The sequence below is a fragment of the Nonomuraea sp. NPDC047897 genome, assembly GCF_043204415.1.
GTDB lineage: Bacteria > Actinomycetota > Actinomycetes > Streptosporangiales > Streptosporangiaceae > Nonomuraea.
In genome coordinates, this window is the sequence record NZ_JBIDCC010000001.1 from 147,626 (window position 1) to 167,227 (window position 19,602).

General features: G+C 74.2%; 18 protein-coding genes. 8 read left to right on the forward strand and 10 right to left on the reverse strand.

Annotated features, from left to right (window positions below):
• Positions 1-11: 11 nt before the first annotated feature.
• The 6 genes from ACGF0J_RS00705 to ACGF0J_RS00730 form a co-directional block, all read right to left on the reverse strand.
• Positions 12-638, reverse strand: a complete 627-nt coding sequence (locus ACGF0J_RS00705) for a polysaccharide deacetylase family protein (RefSeq protein WP_393140870.1) — start codon at positions 636-638, stop codon at positions 12-14.
• A gap of 114 nt (positions 639-752) precedes the next feature.
• Positions 753-2,081 (reverse strand): acyl-CoA reductase, encoded by a 1,329-nt coding sequence (locus ACGF0J_RS00710; RefSeq protein ID WP_393140872.1) that lies wholly within the window; start codon positions 2,079-2,081, stop codon positions 753-755.
• Positions 2,078-3,109: an acyl-protein synthetase gene (locus ACGF0J_RS00715; RefSeq protein WP_393140874.1), complete on the reverse strand. Its 1,032-nt coding sequence runs from the start codon at positions 3,107-3,109 to the stop codon at positions 2,078-2,080. Before ACGF0J_RS00715 ends, ACGF0J_RS00710 begins: the two co-directional genes overlap by 4 nt.
• 103 nt (positions 3,110-3,212) lie before the next feature.
• The gene (locus tag ACGF0J_RS00720) at positions 3,213-4,526 is read right to left on the reverse strand and encodes an AMP-binding protein (protein WP_393140876.1); all 1,314 of its coding nucleotides are present in this window, start codon (positions 4,524-4,526) and stop codon (positions 3,213-3,215) included.
• 26 nt (positions 4,527-4,552) lie between these two features.
• The gene (locus ACGF0J_RS00725) at positions 4,553-5,278 is read right to left on the reverse strand and encodes an SDR family NAD(P)-dependent oxidoreductase (protein ID WP_393140878.1); all 726 of its coding nucleotides are present in this window, start codon (positions 5,276-5,278) and stop codon (positions 4,553-4,555) included.
• Between the two features lie 31 nt (positions 5,279-5,309).
• Positions 5,310-5,555, reverse strand: coding sequence for an acyl carrier protein (locus ACGF0J_RS00730; RefSeq protein WP_393140880.1), 246 nt, complete (start codon positions 5,553-5,555; stop codon positions 5,310-5,312).
• Between the two features lie 367 nt (positions 5,556-5,922).
• Here ACGF0J_RS00730 and ACGF0J_RS00735 point away from each other — a divergent pair, with 367 nt between their 5' ends.
• The 3 genes from ACGF0J_RS00735 to ACGF0J_RS00745 are packed head-to-tail and all read left to right on the forward strand — an operon-like array spanning position 5,923 to position 10,415.
• Positions 5,923-6,558 carry a hypothetical protein gene (locus tag ACGF0J_RS00735; RefSeq protein ID WP_393140882.1) on the forward strand — a complete coding sequence of 212 codons (636 nt, stop codon included), beginning with the start codon at positions 5,923-5,925 and terminating at the stop codon, positions 6,556-6,558.
• Complete coding sequence (locus tag ACGF0J_RS00740) at positions 6,555-8,168, forward strand: class I SAM-dependent methyltransferase (RefSeq protein ID WP_393140884.1); 1,614 nt, start codon at positions 6,555-6,557, stop codon at positions 8,166-8,168. The genes ACGF0J_RS00735 and ACGF0J_RS00740 overlap by 4 nt, the downstream gene beginning before the upstream one ends.
• A 15-nt stretch (positions 8,169-8,183) precedes the next feature.
• Positions 8,184-10,415: a glycosyltransferase gene (locus tag ACGF0J_RS00745; protein WP_393140886.1), complete on the forward strand. Its 2,232-nt coding sequence runs from the start codon at positions 8,184-8,186 to the stop codon at positions 10,413-10,415.
• 147 nt (positions 10,416-10,562) lie between these two features.
• On the opposite strand, the gene ACGF0J_RS00750 is transcribed toward ACGF0J_RS00745, so the two are convergent.
• Both ACGF0J_RS00750 and pseB read right to left on the reverse strand, forming a co-directional pair.
• A complete protein-coding gene (locus ACGF0J_RS00750) occupies positions 10,563-11,690 on the reverse strand; it encodes a DegT/DnrJ/EryC1/StrS family aminotransferase (RefSeq protein ID WP_393140888.1) in 1,128 nt (375 codons plus the stop codon).
• A complete protein-coding gene (pseB, locus tag ACGF0J_RS00755) occupies positions 11,690-12,673 on the reverse strand; it encodes a UDP-N-acetylglucosamine 4,6-dehydratase (inverting) (protein WP_393140890.1) in 984 nt (327 codons plus the stop codon). The genes ACGF0J_RS00750 and pseB overlap by 1 nt, the downstream gene beginning before the upstream one ends.
• Before the next feature lie 104 nt (positions 12,674-12,777).
• Here pseB and ACGF0J_RS00760 point away from each other — a divergent pair, with 104 nt between their 5' ends.
• Together ACGF0J_RS00760 and ACGF0J_RS00765 are read left to right on the forward strand one after the other, a co-directional pair.
• Positions 12,778-13,506 (forward strand): cytidylyltransferase domain-containing protein, encoded by a 729-nt coding sequence (locus ACGF0J_RS00760; protein ID WP_393140892.1) that lies wholly within the window; start codon positions 12,778-12,780, stop codon positions 13,504-13,506.
• The gene (locus tag ACGF0J_RS00765; protein WP_393140894.1) at positions 13,503-14,465 is read left to right on the forward strand and encodes a PseG/SpsG family protein; all 963 of its coding nucleotides are present in this window, start codon (positions 13,503-13,505) and stop codon (positions 14,463-14,465) included. The genes ACGF0J_RS00760 and ACGF0J_RS00765 overlap by 4 nt, the downstream gene beginning before the upstream one ends.
• Here the strand turns inward: ACGF0J_RS00765 and pseI are convergent, their stop codons facing one another.
• Together pseI and ACGF0J_RS00775 are read right to left on the reverse strand one after the other, a co-directional pair.
• Positions 14,466-15,509: a pseudaminic acid synthase gene (pseI, locus tag ACGF0J_RS00770; protein WP_393140896.1), complete on the reverse strand. Its 1,044-nt coding sequence runs from the start codon at positions 15,507-15,509 to the stop codon at positions 14,466-14,468.
• Positions 15,506-16,006: a GNAT family N-acetyltransferase gene (locus ACGF0J_RS00775; protein ID WP_393140898.1), complete on the reverse strand. Its 501-nt coding sequence runs from the start codon at positions 16,004-16,006 to the stop codon at positions 15,506-15,508. The genes pseI and ACGF0J_RS00775 overlap by 4 nt, the downstream gene beginning before the upstream one ends.
• Positions 16,007-16,162: 156 nt before the next feature.
• Between ACGF0J_RS00775 and ACGF0J_RS00780 the strand changes: the two genes are divergently transcribed.
• From ACGF0J_RS00780 to ACGF0J_RS00790, 3 genes are read left to right on the forward strand one after another with little or no spacing between them, the layout of a single operon-like run.
• The gene (locus tag ACGF0J_RS00780) at positions 16,163-17,611 is read left to right on the forward strand and encodes a glycosyltransferase family 2 protein (protein ID WP_393140900.1); all 1,449 of its coding nucleotides are present in this window, start codon (positions 16,163-16,165) and stop codon (positions 17,609-17,611) included.
• Positions 17,612-17,658: 47 nt separating this feature from the next.
• Complete coding sequence (locus tag ACGF0J_RS00785) at positions 17,659-18,468, forward strand: CDP-alcohol phosphatidyltransferase family protein (protein WP_393140902.1); 810 nt, start codon at positions 17,659-17,661, stop codon at positions 18,466-18,468.
• Between the two features lie 20 nt (positions 18,469-18,488).
• The gene (locus ACGF0J_RS00790; protein WP_393140904.1) at positions 18,489-19,538 is read left to right on the forward strand and encodes a sulfotransferase family protein; all 1,050 of its coding nucleotides are present in this window, start codon (positions 18,489-18,491) and stop codon (positions 19,536-19,538) included.
• The last annotated feature ends 64 nt before the right edge of the window (positions 19,539-19,602 follow it).

The following is a 19,602-nucleotide window of genomic DNA, read 5'->3' on the forward strand; positions in this document are numbered from 1 at the left end:
CCTACCCCGGTTTAGGGGTAACTCACTCCGGCTGCGAGCTTCCTGCCGCCGACCAGCGTGGGCACCGTGACCAGGTGATACCCGCGCTTCTTCAGCTCCTTGACGATCGCCGGCATGGCCTTGACGGTCTGCGGGACCACGTCGTGCATGAGGATCACCCCGTCACGCCTGGCCAGCCGGAGGACGGTCGCCTTGATCCGCCTGGCGTCCCGCACCTTCCAGTCGAGTGTCGTGCCGGTCCACATGACCTGGGCGAGCCCCTGCTCGCCGGCCAGGCGCAGCACCCGCTCGTCGGTGTGCCCGTACGGCGGGCGGAACATCGTCACCCGCCTGTCCACGGTCTCCTCGATGATCGTCTGGGCGAGGCGGATCTCGTCGAGGACCTCCCGGTCGTTCGACGACGTCAGGGACGGGTGGCCGTAGGTGTGGTTGCCCACGGCGTGACCTTCGGCGGCGGTCCTCCTGGCGATGTCCGGGAACTCCTCGACGTGCTTGCCCATGAGGAAGAAGGTGGCCTTGACCTTCTCCTTCCGCAGCACGTCCAGCAGGGCCGGCGTATGCTTGCCCGGGCCGTCGTCGAAGGTCAGCGCGATGCACTTCACCTTCGCGCAGTCGACCTTCGCCGCCGCTCCGGACACCGGCGCACCCGTCAACACCAGCGAAACCGCAAGTAACCCCTGAATCACCACAGGTGCCACTTTAAGCCGAACGGACCCCCCTCGCGTCGCCAGGACAAGCCGTGGCCGCGGACGTCAGCGGATCGTGACCAGACGGGTGAACTCGGCGGGCAGATCGACGCCGTCCCACACCCGGTGGAAGCTGAGCGCCTCCCCGATCGGCACCATCCGGTCGACGCCCCGGCCCGCCAGCGTCGCCGCCAGCTCGGCCAGCTCGGCGCGCGAGAAACCGAAGTGGGTCATCGTCTGGTCCGCGCGCCGCACCAGGCCCGCCAGCTCGGCCGGCGAGGCGATCCGGGCGTGCGCGAACGTGCCCGTGCCCAGCCAGCGCCGCGGCGCCAGCTCCGGCGCGGTGAGGACCACGCCGGCCACCGCGTTGCCGCGGAAGCCCACGGACCGCGCCGCGCCGTCGGCGGCCAGCCCGTACGTGGCGACCCGCTTCTCGACCGCCATCGCGGCGTCCACCGTCCAGCCGCGCCGCGCCACCGCCCGCGCCAGCCGGTCGGTGAAGTCGTCGCGGGCCGCGTCGCAGTCGGCGGGCGCGCCCACCCAGAAGACGGTACGCGGCGACGAGCAGGCGGCCTGGCCGAACCAGTAGGCGTCGGCGGCGAACCCGTCGGCCGCAGCCTCCCGCGTGCCGGACGGCGCGCCCAGCCACGCCGAGGCCGAGACCAGCGCGAACGACGACCTGTCGGGGAAGGTCAGGTCGCGCGCGTGGGGCGCGAGCGGATGCCGCCGCACCCCGGCCACGGTGCGGTCGCCGCCCCAGACCACCCTCAGGTCGCAGGCCGCCGACAGCGCGGCGGTGACAGCGTCGGAGCGGCCGTAGGAGACGATCCGCTGCGTCGCGGCCACGGCCTCCGCCACCGCCCGGTCGCACCCGTCGAGCGTCTCCAGCAGGGTCCGCACGAGCAGCGCGGCCACCGCGCCCGCCCGGGGCGAGAGCCGCACCACGTTGCGGTTGCCCGTCAGGGCCGACAGGGCCCACGAGTAGACGAAGACGGTGTCGACGTTCGCGGGCGGGATGTGGAACACCAGGCCGCGCGGCACCCGTACGTGCTCGCCGCCGCGCAGCTCGCCGGCCGTCCGCGCCAGCTCGCGGGGCCGCAGGAAGAAGCCGAGCGAGGCCAGCTCGGGATGGCGGCGGGCGAGCTCGGGGCGCAGCAGCCGCCGCCCGAACGCGGCGAGGAACTCGCGCACCCGCTCGTCGCCGACGCCGAGACAGCCCGCCCCGGCCAGCCCGCCGAGCAGCCCCTCGACGTCCACCGGGGCCCCTTCGGGAAACCGCACCGCCACCTCGTCGCCGGCGGCGCAACGCCCACCAGGCCGCTGCCCGGTGGAACGCCCGCCGGGCAGAGGCGGGATCGCGGCGCCGCGCTCGTCGCGCGGGGAGGCGGCCGTCACGCGGCCGCCTGACCGGAGGTGTCGCTGCACCCGCGCGTCTCGGCCCGCGGCAGCCGCCCCAGCACCGAGAACCGCTTGCCCGGCCACACCCCGTCGTCCACCCCGTGCACCACCCCGAGGTCCTCCGTGAGCAGCACGTGCCCCGGATAGGACGTGGGCAGCGTGCTCACCACCTCGATCACCCCCGGCACGCCCGTCGGCGCCTCCAGCCACGTCTCCGGATCGCGGATCACCACGTTGGCGAAGTCGGGACAGTAGAGCCCGTCACCCTCGGGCCCTTCGAGGAAGACCGTGCCGATCTGCTCCACCATGCCGTAGAAGTCGTGGATCCGGGTCAGCCCGCACTCCTCGCCCAGCCGGGTGCGGAACGCGGCGTTGTCCACGGCCCTGTCGGCCAGCTTCTTCCAGCCCCCGGAGTGGATCAGCACCCCGTGGGAGAGGTCGGCCCGCAGCTCCAGCAGGTGCAGCCAGGCCATGAAGGTGAACCCGAAGACCAGGAACGGCTCGTGGCCGTGGCGGGCCAGGAAGCCCTCGACCGCCCGCCGGTCGAGCCGGCCCCGCTCGTCGAGCACGAAGGTGTGGTCGCGTCCGAAGGTCATCATCCCGAGCACCCCGGCGCCGCGGGCGCTCAGCGTCGGGTCGCGGGTCACCGTCCGGCTGTCCACGACGAGCATCGGCAGCCGCCGCTCGCCCAGCACCGCCCGCAGCGTCGCCGCCAGCATGCGCGGCTGCGCCGCCGCCGCCTCGCGGTCGAGATAGACGCGGCTGGGCGCCTGCCCGGTGGTGCCGCTGGACGTGAGCACCCTGAACACCCGTTCCTCGGGGACGCTGCGCAACTCGTGGGTCTTGAACAGCCGCACCGGCAGCCACGGCAGGTCCGTCACCCGCTCGTACGGCCCCGTCGCCCCGATCGCCGCCAGGATTCTGCGGTAGGGCGGGCAGGAACGCCGGTGCCGCTCGGTCAGCTCGGCCAGCCGGGGCAGCAGCGCCGCCTCCCGCTCGCCTTCGGACAGCCGGAAAACGCTCACCCCGCCCCTCCCGCCGCCCCCCGGCAAGCCACCCCGCCCATCCTCGCGTCCCTCCCCGCGTCCGTTGCCGCGCTCGTCCCCGCGCCCGGACCGGTGTGCGGGCTCATGTGCGGGACTCCAGGGTGCGGTAGTCGATCTTGCCGGTGGTGAGCAGCGGCAGCCGGTCCACCGCCCGTACGTCGAAGCCGCTCCAGTGCAGCCTCAGCTCGGTGCCCAGCCGCCGGGCCAGCCGCGCGCACCCGTCGCGGTCGAGGCCCTCGGCCCACACGGTGACCCGGTCGTCGCCGCTCGTCGCCGCCACCGGTCCGCAGTCGCGCAGCAGCCCCTCGACGTCGTCGAGGCTGACCCGCACCCCGAAGATCTTGGCGATGCGCTTGACCCGGCCGGTGAGGTGGAGGAAGCCCTCGTCGTCGAGACGGCCGAGGTCGCCGGTGCGCAGCACGCCGCCGAGGTCGTCGCCGCGGGCCAGGTCGGCGGCCGTCTCGGCGTAGCCCATCATGACGTTGGGGCCGTGGTAGACGACCTCGCCGCCCTCGACGGTCAGGCGCCCGCCCGGCACGGCCCGCCCGCACGAGCCCGGCTTGTCTGCCAGGTGCTCGGGGGCCAGGACGGAGATCCGCGCGGTCGCCTCGGTCTGGCCGTACATGACGAAGAACCGCTGCGCCTTGGCGGCGAACTCGCCGACCAGCTCGGCCCGCAACCGCCCGCCCGCCTGGGTCATCGTGGTGAGCGTGGGGTGCTCGGCCGGGTCGAAGCGCAGCCTGCGCAGCATCTCGTACTGGTAGGGGACGCCGGCGAGCGAGGTGCAGCCATGGGCGTCGAGATGGGTCCAGAACGACCGCTCCAGCAGCCCCGCGTCGGTCAGCACCACGCCGGCTCCCGCGGCGAGGTGACTGTTGAGCACCGACAGCCCGTAGCTGTAGTGCAGCGGGAGGCTGGTCGGCGCGACGTCGCCGGGACCGATGGCCAGGGCGGTGACGATGGCGTGGGCGTTGGCCAACACGGCCCGCCGGGACAGGCGGACGAGCCGGGGGCTGCCGGTCGAGCCCGAGGTGGCCAGCAGGACGGCCAGGTCGGGGTGGGGGTCGGGCGCCTCGCGGCGGCCGCGCGGTGAGCCTTCGACGGCGTGCGCGAAGCCGAACACCGCCGTCGGCCGGAACCTCCTGATCAGCATGGTCAGCGCGCCGGGGGACAGGTCGGCGTCGAGCAGCGCCACCGGCGTGCCGGCCCGCAGAGCGGCGAGGTAACGCACCACCGAGGTGAGGTCGTTGCGCATGCCGCAGAAGACCGGGCCGGGCGGCAGGCGGGTCAGGACCCGCGCGGCCCGGTCGATCCGGGCGGCCAGGTCGGCGCCCGCGAGCGCGACCGGCTCGCCCGCGACGACGAGCCGCGCGTCCGGGTGCGGGAATGCGTCCATCACAGGTCCATCCGTCGGGTCGGCTCTCACAGCACCAGCCCGCCGTCGACGCCGAGGACCTGGCCGGTGATGAAGGAGGCGGGCTCGGAGAGCAGGAAGGCCACGGCGGCGGCCACGTCGGCGGGTCTGCCGAGCCGGCCGAGCGGGGTCGCCGCGACGGTCGCCGCCCGCGCGTCGTCGCCGAGCGTGGCGAGCATGCCGGTGTCGACGTAGCCGGGGGCCACGGCGTTGACGCGGACACCTGCCGGGCCCAGCTCCTTCGCGGCGGCCACGGTCAGCCCGAGCAGCGCGGCCTTGGAGGCGGCGTAGACCGCCTGGCCCGGCACGCCGCGCAGGCCCATGATCGACGAGACCAGCACCACGGCCGGGCGGGAGCCGCGCCGCAGCAGCCGCACCGCCGCCTGCAGCGTGTGGGCCGCGCCCATCGCGTTGACCTCGAACAGCCGGGACACCGCCGCGGCCGGCGTCATGCCGAGCAGGCCCGCCTCGTGCACGCCCGCGTTGACCACCAGGGCGTCGAGGCGGCCGTGGCTGCGGTGGATCCCGCGCATGACGGCCGTCACCGCCTCGGGGTCGGCCACGTCGCCGTGCGCGGGGAAGGCACGGCCCCCGGTCGCGGCGGCCACCTCCGCGGCGGCCTCGGCCGCCCGCTCCCCGTCACGGCCGTGCACGACCACGTCATGTCCGGCGGCGGCCAGCGCGACGGCGACGGCCCGCCCGATGCCCGAGGTCGAGCCCGTGACGAGCGTCACGGGCCGCCCGGCGGCCGGACCGGGACGCGCCTCAGGAGGAAGCGCCGGCACCGTGCTTCTCCACCAGCCGGACCGCCTGGGTGAACGAGCTCATGTCGATCATCTCGTCGGTGTCGATCATGATGTCGAACTCGTCCTCGATCGCGGCGACCAGCGCCATGTGGGCCAGCGAGTCCCACTGCGGGATCGCCCGGTATTCGAGGTCGTCGACGTCGGCTCCGGCCGCAAGGCCCAAGGAGACACGGAAGACGTCGCGCAGCCGGTCGAGGTGGGTCATGGCCTCTCACTCTCTGTGGTCGAACCGAGACGTAGTGTAGCTCCGATCGTGCGCGGCTCAAACCGAGGCCCCGTCGCGGGTAATGGAACCGTATAACGCCGGATGTCGCGCGGGCGCGGCTGGGAATGTCGGACGGGGCGCGCCCACCGCTACAGGGGAAATGATGGACGAATCAAATCACTGGTACGGTCACTCCCGCATTCTCGGCACCTACTGCGGGCTGTCCGACGACACCCCCCGGCGTATTCAGGGGTTTGTCCAGCACGGTTGGAACTATTTGCATGGATTTCCTCCCGACGACCACTGGTGCTGCCCTGGATATCCCCGTTTCATCTGGAGCGACGTGCTCAGACGTCGGGGTTGGTCCATGGGGCGCAGGGGCCACTACCTCATCGGCGCCCCCTGGATATATCTGCTCCACCTGGAGCCCGACCTGGGCGCGATCCCCGATGCCGAACGCCGGGGCACCATCTGGTACCCGTTCCACGGCTGGGAGAAGAACGCGGTCAGCGGCGACCACTCCCGGCTCGCCGCCGAAATACGCGAAGTGGAGTCCGGCCCGGTGACGGTATGCCTCTATTGGCTGGAGTTCGGCGACCCGAAGATCAGGCGCGCGTACGAGTCGGCCGGTTTCCGGGTCGTCTGCCACGGCGGGCGGGGGTCCCGCTGGGACGGCAAGGGCCGCGACTTCCTGCGCGGGCAGCTCGTCGAGCTGCGCCGGCACCGCAGGGTCGCCTCCAACCGGCTCGGCAGCGCGCTGTTCTACGGCGCGTCCGTCGGCTGCGACGTCGCCGTCTACGGGGACCCGATGCAGTTCGAGGGGGAGCGGCCCGAGTACGGCGGCACGGCACGCCGGATGCGGCTGTGGCCCGAGCTGCACGGGGTGCGCGTGGACCCCGACCTGGCCGCCGAGGCCGCGCGGCGCGAGCTGGGATTCGACCATCAGGCGACACCGGAGGAGCTGCTGCGCATGTTCGGCTGGAAGCGGGTGCGATGCGCGTGAACGAGACGCCGGGCGACGTCCGCCTGATCGGCGGCGAGATGCTGCTCTGGTCCGACGCGGACGCGGTCACCGACTGGCGGGGCGTCGGCCTGGAACTGGCCGGGCGGCTCGTCCCAGCGGGCGGCCGGGTCCTGCTGGCCGGCCCGCACGCGGCCGGGCTGGTGGCCGCCGTCACGGACCGGGCGGGCCACGCCGCCGTCCTCGTCCGCTCCTACCCGGACGCGTGCGCCCTGGGCGAGCTGCACCCCTCGCTGACCGTCCACTGCGGGCGGCTGCGGGCGCTGACGGAGGAGCCGTACGACCTGGTGCTGGCGCTCGACGGCCTGGGGCGCACCTACTCCGCGGAGGAGCCCGCGCCGTCGTGGCAGGAGTCGTTCGAGGCGCTGGCCGGGCTGGTCGCGCCCGGCGGCCGGCTCGTCCTGGCGGTGCCCAACGACCTGGGCGTCGACCGGTTCGTCGAGGCCAGGCCGCCCGACCGGCAGGGCGCGGACGACCACTGGGAGCCGCACGGCTTCGACCCCACCCACCCCGGCGGGCCGGACGCGCTCGACACGGCCCTGGCCGCGGCGGGCCTGGTCACCGGCGGCCGTTACGCCGCCTACCCGGGCCGGGCCGCGCCGCGCGCGCTGCTCTCCGGCGAGCTGCTGGCCCAGGAGCTGCCGGAGGCGCTCACGGTCCCGCTGGCCGCCCGCGAGGGTGACACCATGCTGGTGGCCGACCCGCTCCGCCTGACCCGGCTGGCCTTCCGGCACGGCCTCGGTGAGCACCTCGCCCCCCTGTGGGTGACGGTGGCCGCCCGGCCCGCCGGCCGGCACCCCGACCAGGCGCCGGATGAGCCGGCCTGCCTGCCGGCGGGGCTGGTCGAGGTGGGCCGGGTCGTGCACGAGGTCACGGCCACCACCACCAGGCGACTGCCCGACGGCAGCCCGCGGCCGATCCCGCGCGGGCGCGTCCTGGAGGAGGTGCTGGTCGAGGCGTGCGCCCGCGAGGACGTGCGGTCGATCCGCCACCTGCTCGCCAGGCTCGCCGACTGGGTCGAGGACGGCGGCGACGCGCCCGCCGACAACCTGGTCTGGGACGGCGAGCGGTTCGCCGCCGTCACCCCGCAGCCCGCGCCCACCGGCCCGGTCGCCACGCGGGTGGTGCTCTGCCGCATCCTGTGGCGGTTCGCCGTCCGCCTGCTGGCGAGCGGCCACCACCACCCCTGGCCGTGGCCGCAGGCCGCCGACCAGCTCGCGCTGACCCTGTGCGGCATGGCCGGCCGGCCGTGCGACGACGACGAGCTCGACCGGGCGCGCAAGCTCGACGCCGAGCTGGGGCAACCGGCCCTGCCGCCGGGGGCCGCGCCGGCCTACCGCGACCTGCTGGCCGACCGCGACCGCCTGGCCGACCGGCTGACGGCCGCCCTGGCCAGGGTCACCCGGCTGGAGACCAAGCTCACCTACCGCGAGCGGGAGCTGGTGCGGGCCAGGGCCAGGCTGCGCAGGACCCGGCGCAAGGCCGCCGCCCTGCGCAGGACCCTCGGCCACCGCCTCTCGCGCCGTCTCTCACGCCGCCTCGCCCGCCCCCGCAAGGCCGCCCGCAAGATGTTGCGCCTGCTGTCCGGCTGATCGAGAGGAGCACCCGTGCCGATCCTGTCGGTGATCGTCCCGTTCCACGACGTCGAGAAGTACCTCGGCCCCTGCCTGGACTCGCTGGCCGCGCAGAGCCTGCGCGACCTGGAGGTGATCTGCGTCGACGACGGCAGCCGCGACGGCGCGGCGGACCTGGTCGAGGCCCGGATGGCGGCCGACCGGCGGGTGCGCCTGATCCGGCAGGACAACCAGGGCGTCGGCAACGCCCGCAACACGGGCCTGCGCCACGCCGGCGGCCGCTACCTCGCGTTCGTCGACGGTGACGACACGGTGCCGCCGCGGGCGTTCCACCGGCTGGTGTCGTCGCTGGAGACCACCGGGTCCGACCTGGCGTGCGGCAACGTCATGCGGCTGCACCGCAACCTGCTCGTCCCGTCGTGGGCGCACCGGGAGGCGTTCGCCCGGCCGCTGCGGCGCACCCACATCACCCGCCACCCGCTGCTGGTCCGCGACCGCATGCTGTGGAACAAGGTCTACCGGCGCTCGTTCTGGGAGTCGCTCGGGCTCACGTTCCCCGAGCGGATGTACGAGGACCAGCCGGTCGCCATGCGCGCCCACGTGGGCGCGTCCTCGGTCGACGTGCTCAAGGGGGTCGTCTACCACTGGCGGCTGCGCGAGGAGCGTTCCTCCATCACCGAGCGGCGCCTGGAGCCGGGCAACCTGCGCGACCGCCTGCTCTCGGTGCTGGAGACGTCGTCACTGCTCGCCGAGCGGGCGCCGGAGCTCAAGCCGTACTTCGACCGAGACACGCTCGACATCGACCTCGCCGTCGCCGTGGAGGCGGTGGCCCGCATGGGCGGCGCCGCCGACGCGGAGCTGCTGGACCTCGCCGGCTCCTACCTCGACGGGGTCGCGCCCGGCGAGCTGCTGAGCCTGCCGTTCACGCGCCGGCTCATGGTGCGCCTGCTGCACCTGCGCCGCCTGGAGGAGCTGGCGGCCGTGTTCGACAGGGACCGCGACGGCCGCTTGTGGCCGCACCTCGCCTCCGACGGCCTCCTGCGCAGACGCTGGTACGCCCGGCATCCGGCCGTGCCGCCCCCGCTGGCGGAGGTGACGGGCGAGCTGGCCCTCGCCGCCCGGCTGCTCGACATCGGCTGGCGCGACGGCCTGCTGTGCGGCGAGGGCTGGGCGACGGTCGGCCGGTTCGCCGTCGAGGGGCTGCGGCGGATGCGCGTACGCGTCTGGCTGGAGGAGCGCGGGACCGGCGACCGGCTCGCCCTGGGGGACGAGATCGTCTCGCCCGCGTGGCGGAGCGTGTCCCAGGAGGACGGGGGCGCGGTGCCCGAACACGGCTTCGCCTTCGGGTTCGCGTGGGACCCGGCGGCGCTGGGTCCGGCGCGGCTGGCCCGGCAGGGACGCTGGGACCTGTGGGCCGAGCTGAGGGGTGCCGGGCTGCGGCTGGCGGCCAAGGTGGCGGGGCCGCGCTGGCTGCCGCCCTCGGTCCCGGCGCCGGTCCGGCTGGCTGCCGCCGAACCGCCGTTCGTCCCGGCCCCGCGCCGCGTGACCGACCCGGCCGCCCTCCTCGTCCCCTCCCGCGACGCCGCCCCCGACCGCCCGGCCGTCGGCTCCCGCCGAGGAGCGGCGGCCACGCCCCGGCGGTGGCGGGGAGATGCCCCGCGGGCCGCCGACGGAGGCCGGGGGGAAGCCGACGGAGGCCGGGGGGAAGCCGATCCGCCGTTCGTCCCGGCGCCGCGCCGCACGCCCGGGCCGGGGCGGTGCGACCCCGAGCAGGCCGTCGCCACGACACCCGGTCACGACGCCGGTCACGACGCCGGACTCGGCGTCCCGGTGCCGGGTCCGGTGCGGCGGGCGGGGGTGTGGGTGGTGCCGGTGCGCGGCGGCAGGGGAGTGTGGGGGCTGCGGCTGCGCCGTGCGGAGGCGTTCGTCAGCGAGTGCCGGCTCGACGGCGACGCCCTGCTGGTCGCGGGGGAGCTGGCGGACCTGGGCGACGGCGACCCGGTGCTGCGGCTCGTCCGCCGTACCGACGGGGAGGAGATGTACTTCCCCCTGTCGCTGACCGGTCACCGCTTCCGGGCGAGGGTTCCGCTGGGCGAGGTGGACGCGCCTGTCGGCCGCGAGTCGCGCTGGGAGGTCGTCATCGACCAGGGCCGCCCGCTGCGTCCCCTCGTCCGCACCCCGGCCCGCCCGGCGGCCACCGTCGCCGGGCGGCGCTTCCAGGTGGACCGGAGCGACGACGGCACCCTCATGCTCGCCGAGCGGTGACGTCCGAGCGGTGACGTCCGAGCGGTGACGTCCGAGCGGTGACGTCCGAGCGGTGACGTCCGAGCGGTGACGTCCGAGCGGTCCGAACGGCGTCCGGTCGGCGATGGCCGGACGTGCGGACGCGACGGCCGGACGCCGGCGGGCGGATCAGGGGCCCAGGACGGCCGCCAGGCATTCGACGACCCGGTCCTGCTGGTCGAACGACAGGTCGGGGAAGAGCGGCAGCGACAGTTGCTCGGCGTAGTAGGCCTCCGCCTGCGGGCAGAGGCCCCGCCGGTAGCCCAGGTCCTCGAACACCGGATGCCAGTAGGCCGGGATGTAGTTCACCTGCACCCCGATCCCGGCCGCCCGCATCCGGTCGTACACCTCGCGCCGCCGCCCGTCGCGCACCCGCACGGGGTAGAGGTGCCAGCTCGGTTCCACGTACGGCCGCCGCGCGGGCAGCGTCAGGCCGGGCACTCCGGCGAGCAGCGTGTCGTAGCGGGCGACCAGCTCGGCCCGCCGGGCCTTGAAGGCGGTGAGGCGGCGCAACTGGCTGGCGCCGAGGGCGCACAGCACGTCCGGCAGCCGGTAGTTGAGCCCGAACTCGTGCACCTCCTGGTGCCAGCCGCCGTGTCCGGGGTCGCGCTGTCCGGCCGGGTCGCGGACCAGGCCGTGGTTGCGGAACCGGGCGGCTCGCCGGAACCGTTCGGGGTCGGCGGCGGCCACCGCGCCGCCCTCGGCCGTGGTGACCGTCTTGGTGGGGAAGAACGAGAACGTCGTCAGGTCGGCGAGCCGCCCCACCGGCAGACCCTTGTAGGTGGAGCCGATGGAGTGCGCGGCGTCGGCGACGAGCACCGCCCCTGCCCGCGTGGCGACCTCGCGCAGTTCGTCGTAGTCGGCCGGGTGGCCGGCGTAGTCGACGGCGGTGACGGCCCGGGTGCGTCCGGAGACGGCGGCCGAGGCGGCGTCCGGGCAGAGCGTGCCGGTGTCGGGCCGGATGTCGGCGAAGACGACCCGCGCGCCGCGCAGCGCGGCCGTCGCCGCCGTCGCCACGAAGGTCAGCGGCGAGGTGACCACCTCGTCGCCGGGCCCCACCTCGGCGGCCACGTAGGCGACGTGCAGGGCGGCGGTGCCGGAGGTGACGGCCAGGCAGGGAACGCCTCCGGTCCAGCGCGCCAGCTCCGCCTCGAAGCGGCCCACCGCCGGCCCGGTCGTCAGCCAGTCGCCGCGCAGCACCTCGACGACCGCGTCGACGTCGCCGTCGGTGATCGACTGCTTTCCGTAGGGCAGCATCAGACGCCGACCGCCACCATCTCGCGCAGTTGCTCCGCCGACAGCCAGCGGTCGTTGGTGTCGGAGCGGTAGGCGAAGCCCTCCGGCAGCACCTGGCCGCCCTGCGGCGGCACGTAGCCCCAGGTCGCGATCGTCGGCAGCACGACGTAGCGGTCGGCCAGGAGCAGCGTGCGGCGGCCGTCGTCGGGCGCGATCATCTCTTCGTGCAGCTTCTCGCCCGGCCGGATGCCCACCTCGTAGACCGGGTTGCGGGGGGCCAGCGCCTCGGCCAGGTCGGTGATGCGCATGCTGGGGATGCGCGGCACGTACAGCTCGCCGCCGCGCATGAGGTCGAAGGAGTCGACGACGAAGCGCACGGCCTGGTCGAGCGTGATCCAGAAGCGGGTCATCCGCTTGTCGGTGATCGGCAGGGTGCCGCCCTCGCGGGCGAGCCGCTGGAAGAACGGCACCACCGAGCCCCGGCTGCCGACCACGTTGCCGTAGCGGACGACGGCGAAGCGGGTGACGTGGCTGGCGGCGTAGTGGTTGGCCGAGACGAAGAGCTTGTCGGCGACCAGTTTCGTGGCGCCGTACAGGTTGATCGGGCTGGACGCCTTGTCGGTGGACAGCGCGACGACCTTGTGCACTCCGGCGTCGATGGCGGCCTCGACGACGTTCTGTGAGCCGGCGACGTTGGTGCGGACGTACTCGAAAGGGTTGTACTCGGCCGTGTCGACCTGCTTGAGCGCGGCTGCGTGCACGACGTGCTCGACGCCGTGCATGGCCCTGGCCAGCCGGTCGCGGTCGCGCACGTCGCCGAGGAACCAGCGCAGCCGCTTGTCGTCGTCGAACTGCTGGCGGACCTCGTACTGCTTGAGCTCGTCGCGGGAGAAGACGACCAGACGGCGCACGTCGAGCGCGTCGAGCGCGTGGCGGATGAACGCCTTGCCGAACGACCCCGTGCCTCCGGTGATCAGTATTGACGATCCGCTGAGAATGCTCACGGGGCCCCCTGGAATCGCGTTGACGCGCTGTAGTCGTCCGAGCTGGCCGGTAGCATAGCGCGACCTGTCAGCGACGCACGGTCACACGGGGGAATGGGGCTTCGGTGCGTATTGTCGGAATTATTCAGGCACGGATGGGGTCCACCCGCCTGCCGGGCAAGGTGCTGCGTGAGCTGCGCGGCAGGTCGGTGCTCGGCTGGGTGGTGCGCGCCGCCCGGCAGGCGGAGACGCTGGACGACCTGGTCGTGGCCACCACGACCGAGGCGGCCGACGACGCGGTGGTCGCCGAGTGCCGCAGGCTGGGCGTGGCCTGGCACCGGGGGGCGGTGGACGACGTGCTCGGCAGGTACGTGGCCGCGGTGCGGGAGCACCCGGGCGACGCGGTCATGCGGTTCACGGCCGACTGCCCGCTGCTCGACCCGGTGGTGATCCGCGAGGCCGCGCTGGTCTTCCGCGCCGTGCCCGGCCTCGACTACCTGAGCACGGGCCTGGCGCGCACGCTGCCGCGCGGCCTCGACGTCGAGATCGTGAGCCTGCCGGCGCTGCTGCGGGCCGACCGCGAGGCGACGGACCACCACCGCGCCCACGTCACCTCCTACGTCTACACCTGTCCGGGCAGGTCGCGGCTGCTCGGCCTGGCCTACCCGCCGGCCGCCGACGACCTGCGGGTCACCCTCGACACGCCCGACGACTGGCGGCTCATCTCCCGCGTCGCCGGCGAGTTCGGCGACCGGTGCGTGCCGTACGCGACGCTGGTGAGCTGGCTGCGCGCCCGGCCCGAGGTGTGCCTGCTCAACGCGCACGTGCAGCAGAAGGAGCTGCAGGAGGCTTGAGCAGGAGGGTCGGCGTTCGCTGCGACGCGGGCGGCACGCGCGGGGCGGGCCACCTGGTCCGCTGCGTCGCGCTGGCCGAGGAACTGCGCGGCCGCGGGGTCGAGGTGTGCTTCCTGGGCGACGTGGCCGGGTCGTGGGCGCGGGCGCAGCTCCTGGAGCGCAGGCTGCCGCTCCTCCCGGCCCCCGACCGGCCCGCCCGGCTGGCCGCGCTCGTGCGCGACCTCGGCCTCGACGCGGTCGTGCTCGACTCGTACGAGCTGCCGCCGGGCACGGGCGCGGCGGTACGCGCGTCGGCGGCGGTGCTGGCCATCGTCGACGGCGATCCGCTGGGCCAGGACGCCGACCTCTACCTCGACCAGAACCTCGGCGCCGAGCTGCGCCCCGTCCCGCAGCCCGTCCGGAGGCTGGCCGGGTCGCACTACGTGCTGCTGCGCGACAGCGTCCGCCGGCTGCGCCGCAGGGGCGGCACGCGGCGGGACGCGCCCCGGGTGCTGTGCTTCTTCGGCGGCACCGACAGCGCCGGCGTGGCCCCCGCCTGGGCGCGGGCGCTGGCCGACACCGGCCTGCCGTTCCAGGCGACCGTGGTCAGTCCCACGCCGTTCGCGGCCCACGGGCCGTTCACCGTCATCCCGCCCACCGACCGGCTGCCCGCGCTGATGGCCGAGGCCGACCTCGTGGTCACCGCGGCCGGTTCGGCCGTGTGGGAGCTGCTCTACCTCGGCGTGCCGGCCGCCCTGACGTGGGTGGCGGCCAACCAGCTCATCGGGTACGAGGCACTGGTGGGCCGGGGCATCGCCGCCGGCGCGGGGCCGGCGCCCGACGCGGCGGCCACCAAGGTGCTCGCCGGCCTGCTGGCCGACCCCGAGGCGCGCGAGGAGTACGGCCGGCGCGGCCGAGGCCTGGTCGACGGCAGGGGCCGCGAGCGTGTCGCCGACGCCCTGCTCGCCCTCCTCGGCTAGCTAGACGAGGTCCCAGGTCAGCGGGGTGCCGAGCGGCACGTCGCGGGTGAAGCGCCGGCCCGTCACCTCGGCGAGCGCCGCCGGAGGCAGCCCGCCGGCGGGCCGGACGGAGCGGACGTTGCTGTCGGTCACCGGCTCGCCCGCACGCACGTCCCGCACCACGTACAGCGACCGGCGGAAGCGCAGCCCCTCCCGCTCCGACGGCCGCGGCCCCAGCTCCGGCCGCCCGAGCGCCTCCCACGCGCGCCCGCTCTCGGTCACCAGCGCGGCCAGCTCGCCCGGCTCCAGCGAGAAGGCCGCGTCCACGCCGCCGCCCCGCCGATCCAGCGTGACGTGCTTCTCGATCAGGCAGGCGCCGAGGGCCACGGCCGCCAGCGCGGCGCCGAGCCCCGGAGTGTGGTCGGAGACGCCGACCACGGCCCCGGTCAGCCCGGCCAGCAGCGGCAGCGAGCGCAGATTGCTCTCGGCCGGGTCGGCGGGATAGCTCGCCGTGCAGGCCAGCACCGCGAGCTGGGCGCAGCCGGCCTCGCGGGCGGTGCGCATGGCGGCGTCGATCTCGCCCGCCGACGCCATGCCGGTGGACAGGATCAGCGGCTTGCCGGTGGCCGCGGCGAGCCGGATCAGCGGCAGGTCCACGATCTCCGACGACGCGATCTTGTACGCCGGGACGTCCAGCTTCTCCAGCAGTTCGACGGCGGTCGGGTCGAACGGTGACGAGAACGCCGCCAGCCCCCGCTGCCGGGCCCTGGCGAAGATCGGCTCGTGCCACTCCCACGGAGTGTGGGCCCGCTCGTAGAGGTCGTAGAGGCGCGCGCCGCCCCACAGCGGGTGCCCGTCGCCGAGCCGGAACGCCGGCCCGTCGGCGTTGACCGTGATCGTGTCGGGCCGGTAGGTCTGCAGCTTGACCGCGTGCGCGCCGGCGTCGGCCGCCGCGTCCACGATCGCCAGGGCCCGTTGGAGGCTGCCGTCGTGGTTGCCCGACATCTCGGCGACGACGAACGGCGGATGGCCGGCCCCGACGGCACGGCCCGCGATCGTGATCATGTGTGGTCCTTCCTGGTCAGCTCGACGGTGACGACGTCCACGGGCGTGCCGTCCACCTCGCGCCGGTGGACGCCGACCTCGGTGAAGCCGAAACGGCGGTGCAGCCGCCGCACCGGCTCGTTGCCCGCGAGCACCTGGCCCCGCAGCGTGGTCAGGCCGAGCGGGCCGAAGGCGTGGCCGATCGCGGCGCGCTCCAGCCCGGCCCACGCCGCGAGCACCGCGCCCGTCCGTTCCAGCCCGGAAAGGTCGAGGTAGAAGCCCCACTCGCCGGTCGTGGCGGCGGGAGCGAGCCCGGAGAAGGTGACCACGCCCGCGTCGCGCCCGTCGTGCTCGTAGACCAGCACGCGCCGGGCGGGGTCGTGGCGGACCGCCGCCCACCAGCGGGCGTGCTCGGTCGCGCCGATCACGTGGGTGGTGAAGCTGGCCGCGCGCACGCGCGGGTGGTTGCGCCAGCGCAGCAGCGCGGGCAGGTCGTCGTCGCGGGCCGGCCTCAGCACAGCTCTCCCTACACTCCGTGTTCGTACGGGGTCACACCGTAGCGGATTATGTGTCAGGTAAAGAGCTGATCAGGGAGGGGCAGCGCGACCCGCCGGACGGCGACGGCCGGGGCATGCTGCCGTCTAACCATCCCCCGCACACAAGGAGCCGGCTCTATGACGCCCCTGGTCAGCGTCGTCGTCCCGTTCTACAACGTCGAGCCGTACATCACCGAGTGCTTGGAGTCCCTGGCGGCGCAGACGCTCGCCGACATCGAGGTCATCCTGGTCGACGACGGATCGACGGACGGCAGCACGCGGATCGCCGACGCCTTCGCCGGCCGCGACCCGAGGTTCGTGGTGGTCCGCCAGCCCAACCGCGGGCCCGGGCCGGCGCGCAACGAGGGCATCCGGTGGGCCCGCGGCGCCTATCTCGCCTTCGCCGACAGCGACGACGTCGTGCCGCCCGAGGCGTACGAGACGCTGGTCTGCTCGCTCGAACGGACCGGCTCCGACCTGGCGTGCGGCGGCGTGCGGCGGATCAGGGACGGCGGCCTGGCCGCCTCGTCGCTGCACGAGAAGATCTTCAAGCGGGCGGTGCGGCGCACCCACATCATGGACCGGCGGGTGCTGGTCCGCGACCGGACCGTGTGGAACAAGGTCTACCGCCGGGACTTCTGGCAGGAGCACCGGCTGCGCTTTCCCGCCGGGATCTACGAGGACGTGCCGCTCAGCATGCGGGCGCACGTGCTGGCCGACAGCGTGGACCTGCTGCCCGACGTCGTCTACCACTGGCGCAAACGCGAGTCGGGCGAGGTCTCGATCACCCAGCGGCGCGCCGAGCTGACCAACCTGAGCGACCGGCTGGAGGCCATCTGCGCGGTCCGGGCGTTCCTGCGGGAGGAGGCTCCGGAGCTGATCCTGGCCTTCGACGGGCTGGTGCTGGAGAGGGACATCGTCTTCCTGTTCCAGGCGCTGGAGCAGGCGAGGGAGGAGGACGTGCCGCCGCTGCACGACCTGGCCCGCCAGTGGCTGGCCGTGCTCAGCCCCGCCGTGCTCGGCACCGCGCCGTCCCTGCGCCGGCTGGAGCTGCACCTGGTGGAACGCGGCCTGATCAGGCAGTTCAGGGAGGTGCGGGAGTTCCGGCGCGCCACGGCCGACTCGCCGCGCATCGTGCCGCGCGGGCTGCGCAAGGCCGGCTGGTACGGCGACTACCCCTACTTCCGCGACCGCTCGCTCCGCATCCCGGACGAGGTGTACGACGCCGGCGACGAGCTGAAGCTGCTGGCCAGGGTCGAGGAGTGCCGGTGGACGGGCAGCCGGTTCACCGTGCTCGGCGAGGTGGCCATCCATCGGGTCGAGCGGCGGCCGCGCAAGGTGCGGCTCTTCCTCAGCGACGGCAACCGCGAGGTGCCCGTGCCGTCCCGCCGGACCAAGGGCGGCAGGCACGTCGCCGAGATCGACCCGGCGCAGCTCCGGGGCGGCGGGCCGAACTGGCGGCTGCACGCCCTGGTCGACGCCCGCGGCGTGCAGCTCACCACCCACTTCCGTGACGGGGACGCCCACCGGCCGTGGCGGCTGTCCGTTCCGGGATGGTCAAGAACCGGCATGGACATCGCCCATTAGTTCCAGAGAGTAATACGGACATGACGCCGCGTAGCCATGCTGAATCCATGAGCACCTATTCGCTCGCTGACGTCTACGCGGCTCGCAAGCGCAGAGACTCCTGGTGGACCGTCTACTTCGTGGACCCGGTCGCGTGCCGGGCGGCTCTGGCGGTGGCCAACCGCACCCGGATCACCCCGAACGCGCTCACCGTCACCTCGCTGGTGCTGGGCCTGTTCGCCGCCGGATGCTTCGCCCTGGACGAGCTGGCCGCGGGGGCGGCCATGTTCTACCTGAGCTTCACGATCGACTGCGTGGACGGCAAGATCGCCAGACTGAAGGGCACGGGGACGCCCTTCGGGCTCTGGCTCGACTACGTCGGCGACCGGGTGAGGGTGGTCTGCTGTGCCGCGGGCCTGGCCTACGGCCAGTACGCGCTCACGGGGGAAGTGCGCTGGATCGTGCTCGGCGCCGGGGTGGCCGTGCTCGACCTGTTCAGGTACGTCAACGCCCCGCAGATGAAGCGGGTCCGCGAGACGATCAAGGAGGCGCGGGCCCAGGCCGCGGAGCGCGCCGCCGTGGCGGGGCTGGTGCCCGCGCCGCGCGGCGCGGGCAGGCGGCGGTCCTTCGGCCGGCGGCTCAACCGGTATCTGGCCCGCCGCCGGATCCGGACCCACCTGATCAGCGGCATCGAGTTCCACGCGGCGGTGTTCGTGGTCGCGCCCCTCGTCGGGGTGGCGGCCCTGGTGCCGGTCTCGGCCGTCGCCGGAGTCCTGCTGCTCGGCAACGAGATCTTCCTTGTCTACCGGATGTGGCTCTTCACGCGCAGGCACACCGTGTCCGCCCCGCAGGAGAGCCGAGAGCACGTTCTCGTCTAAGTTTCGGGGGTTAGAACCAGATGTCCGATCGGCCAGTGTTCGTCGTCGGCTGCCCGCGCTCCGGCACCACCATGCTGCAGCTCATGCTGCACTCGCACCCGCGCATCGCGGTGCCGCCGGAGACGCGGTACCTCATTCCCGCCTACATGCGCCGCCGTACCTTCGGCGACATGCGGCTCGCCCAGCGCCGCCGCGCGCTGGCCGAGTGGGTGGCCGGGGACCGCACCACCAAGTTCAAGGAACTCAAGATCGACGCGGACGACTACGTCCGGCAGGCCGTCGAGGGGCCCGGCTCGCTCGGCTCGGTGCTCGGCACGACGTTCCGCATGTACGCCGAGCGGTTCGACAAGGCCCGCTGGGGCGACAAGCGGCCGAGCTACGTCAAGCAGGTCGAGTACCTGCTCAGGCTCTTCCCCGACGCCCAGTTCATCCACCTGATCAGGGACGGCCGCGACTGCGTCTCCTCCCTGAAGGAGATGCCCTGGTACACCCACAACTCCTTCCACGCCGTCTCCACCTGGGCCGAGGCGATCGACGCCGGGGTCAAACTGCGCAGGACGATGCCCGAGGACAGCTACTACGAGCTGCGCTACGAGGACCTCACCGACGACCCGTCGACCGAGCTGAAGAAGCTCTGCCTCTTCCTGGAGGAGGACTTCGACCCGGCGATGGTCTCACCGCGCGAGGCCGCCGCGGTGGCCGTGCCGCCGCACAAGGTCTGGCACAGCAACACCCACGGCGACGTCACCCGGACCCGGGTCGGTAGCTGGGCCAACCGGCTGGACGCGTGGGAGATCTCGCTGTGCGAGCAGGTGCTCGGCGAGCGGCTGGTGGCCAACGGTTACGAGCTGACGGGCGCGCCGCCGGCCTCCAAGGCGCACCTGGCGATCTTCCAGAAGACGGCGCAGAAGCGCCGGGCGAGCCGGGTGCGCAAGCACATGCGCGACCGGATCAACCGGCTGCGCGAGCCCGGCCCGGTGGCCGCGCTGCTCACCACGACCCAGCGGGCGCTCGCCGGGGTCCCGCAGCAGCGCACCGAGGAGCCCGAGCTGGCCGACCGCTCGGGGTGACGGCGGATGCCCGGAGCGCCGCACGGGGGTGGGCGCTCCGGGCCTCCGCTTCTCGCCCGGTCCG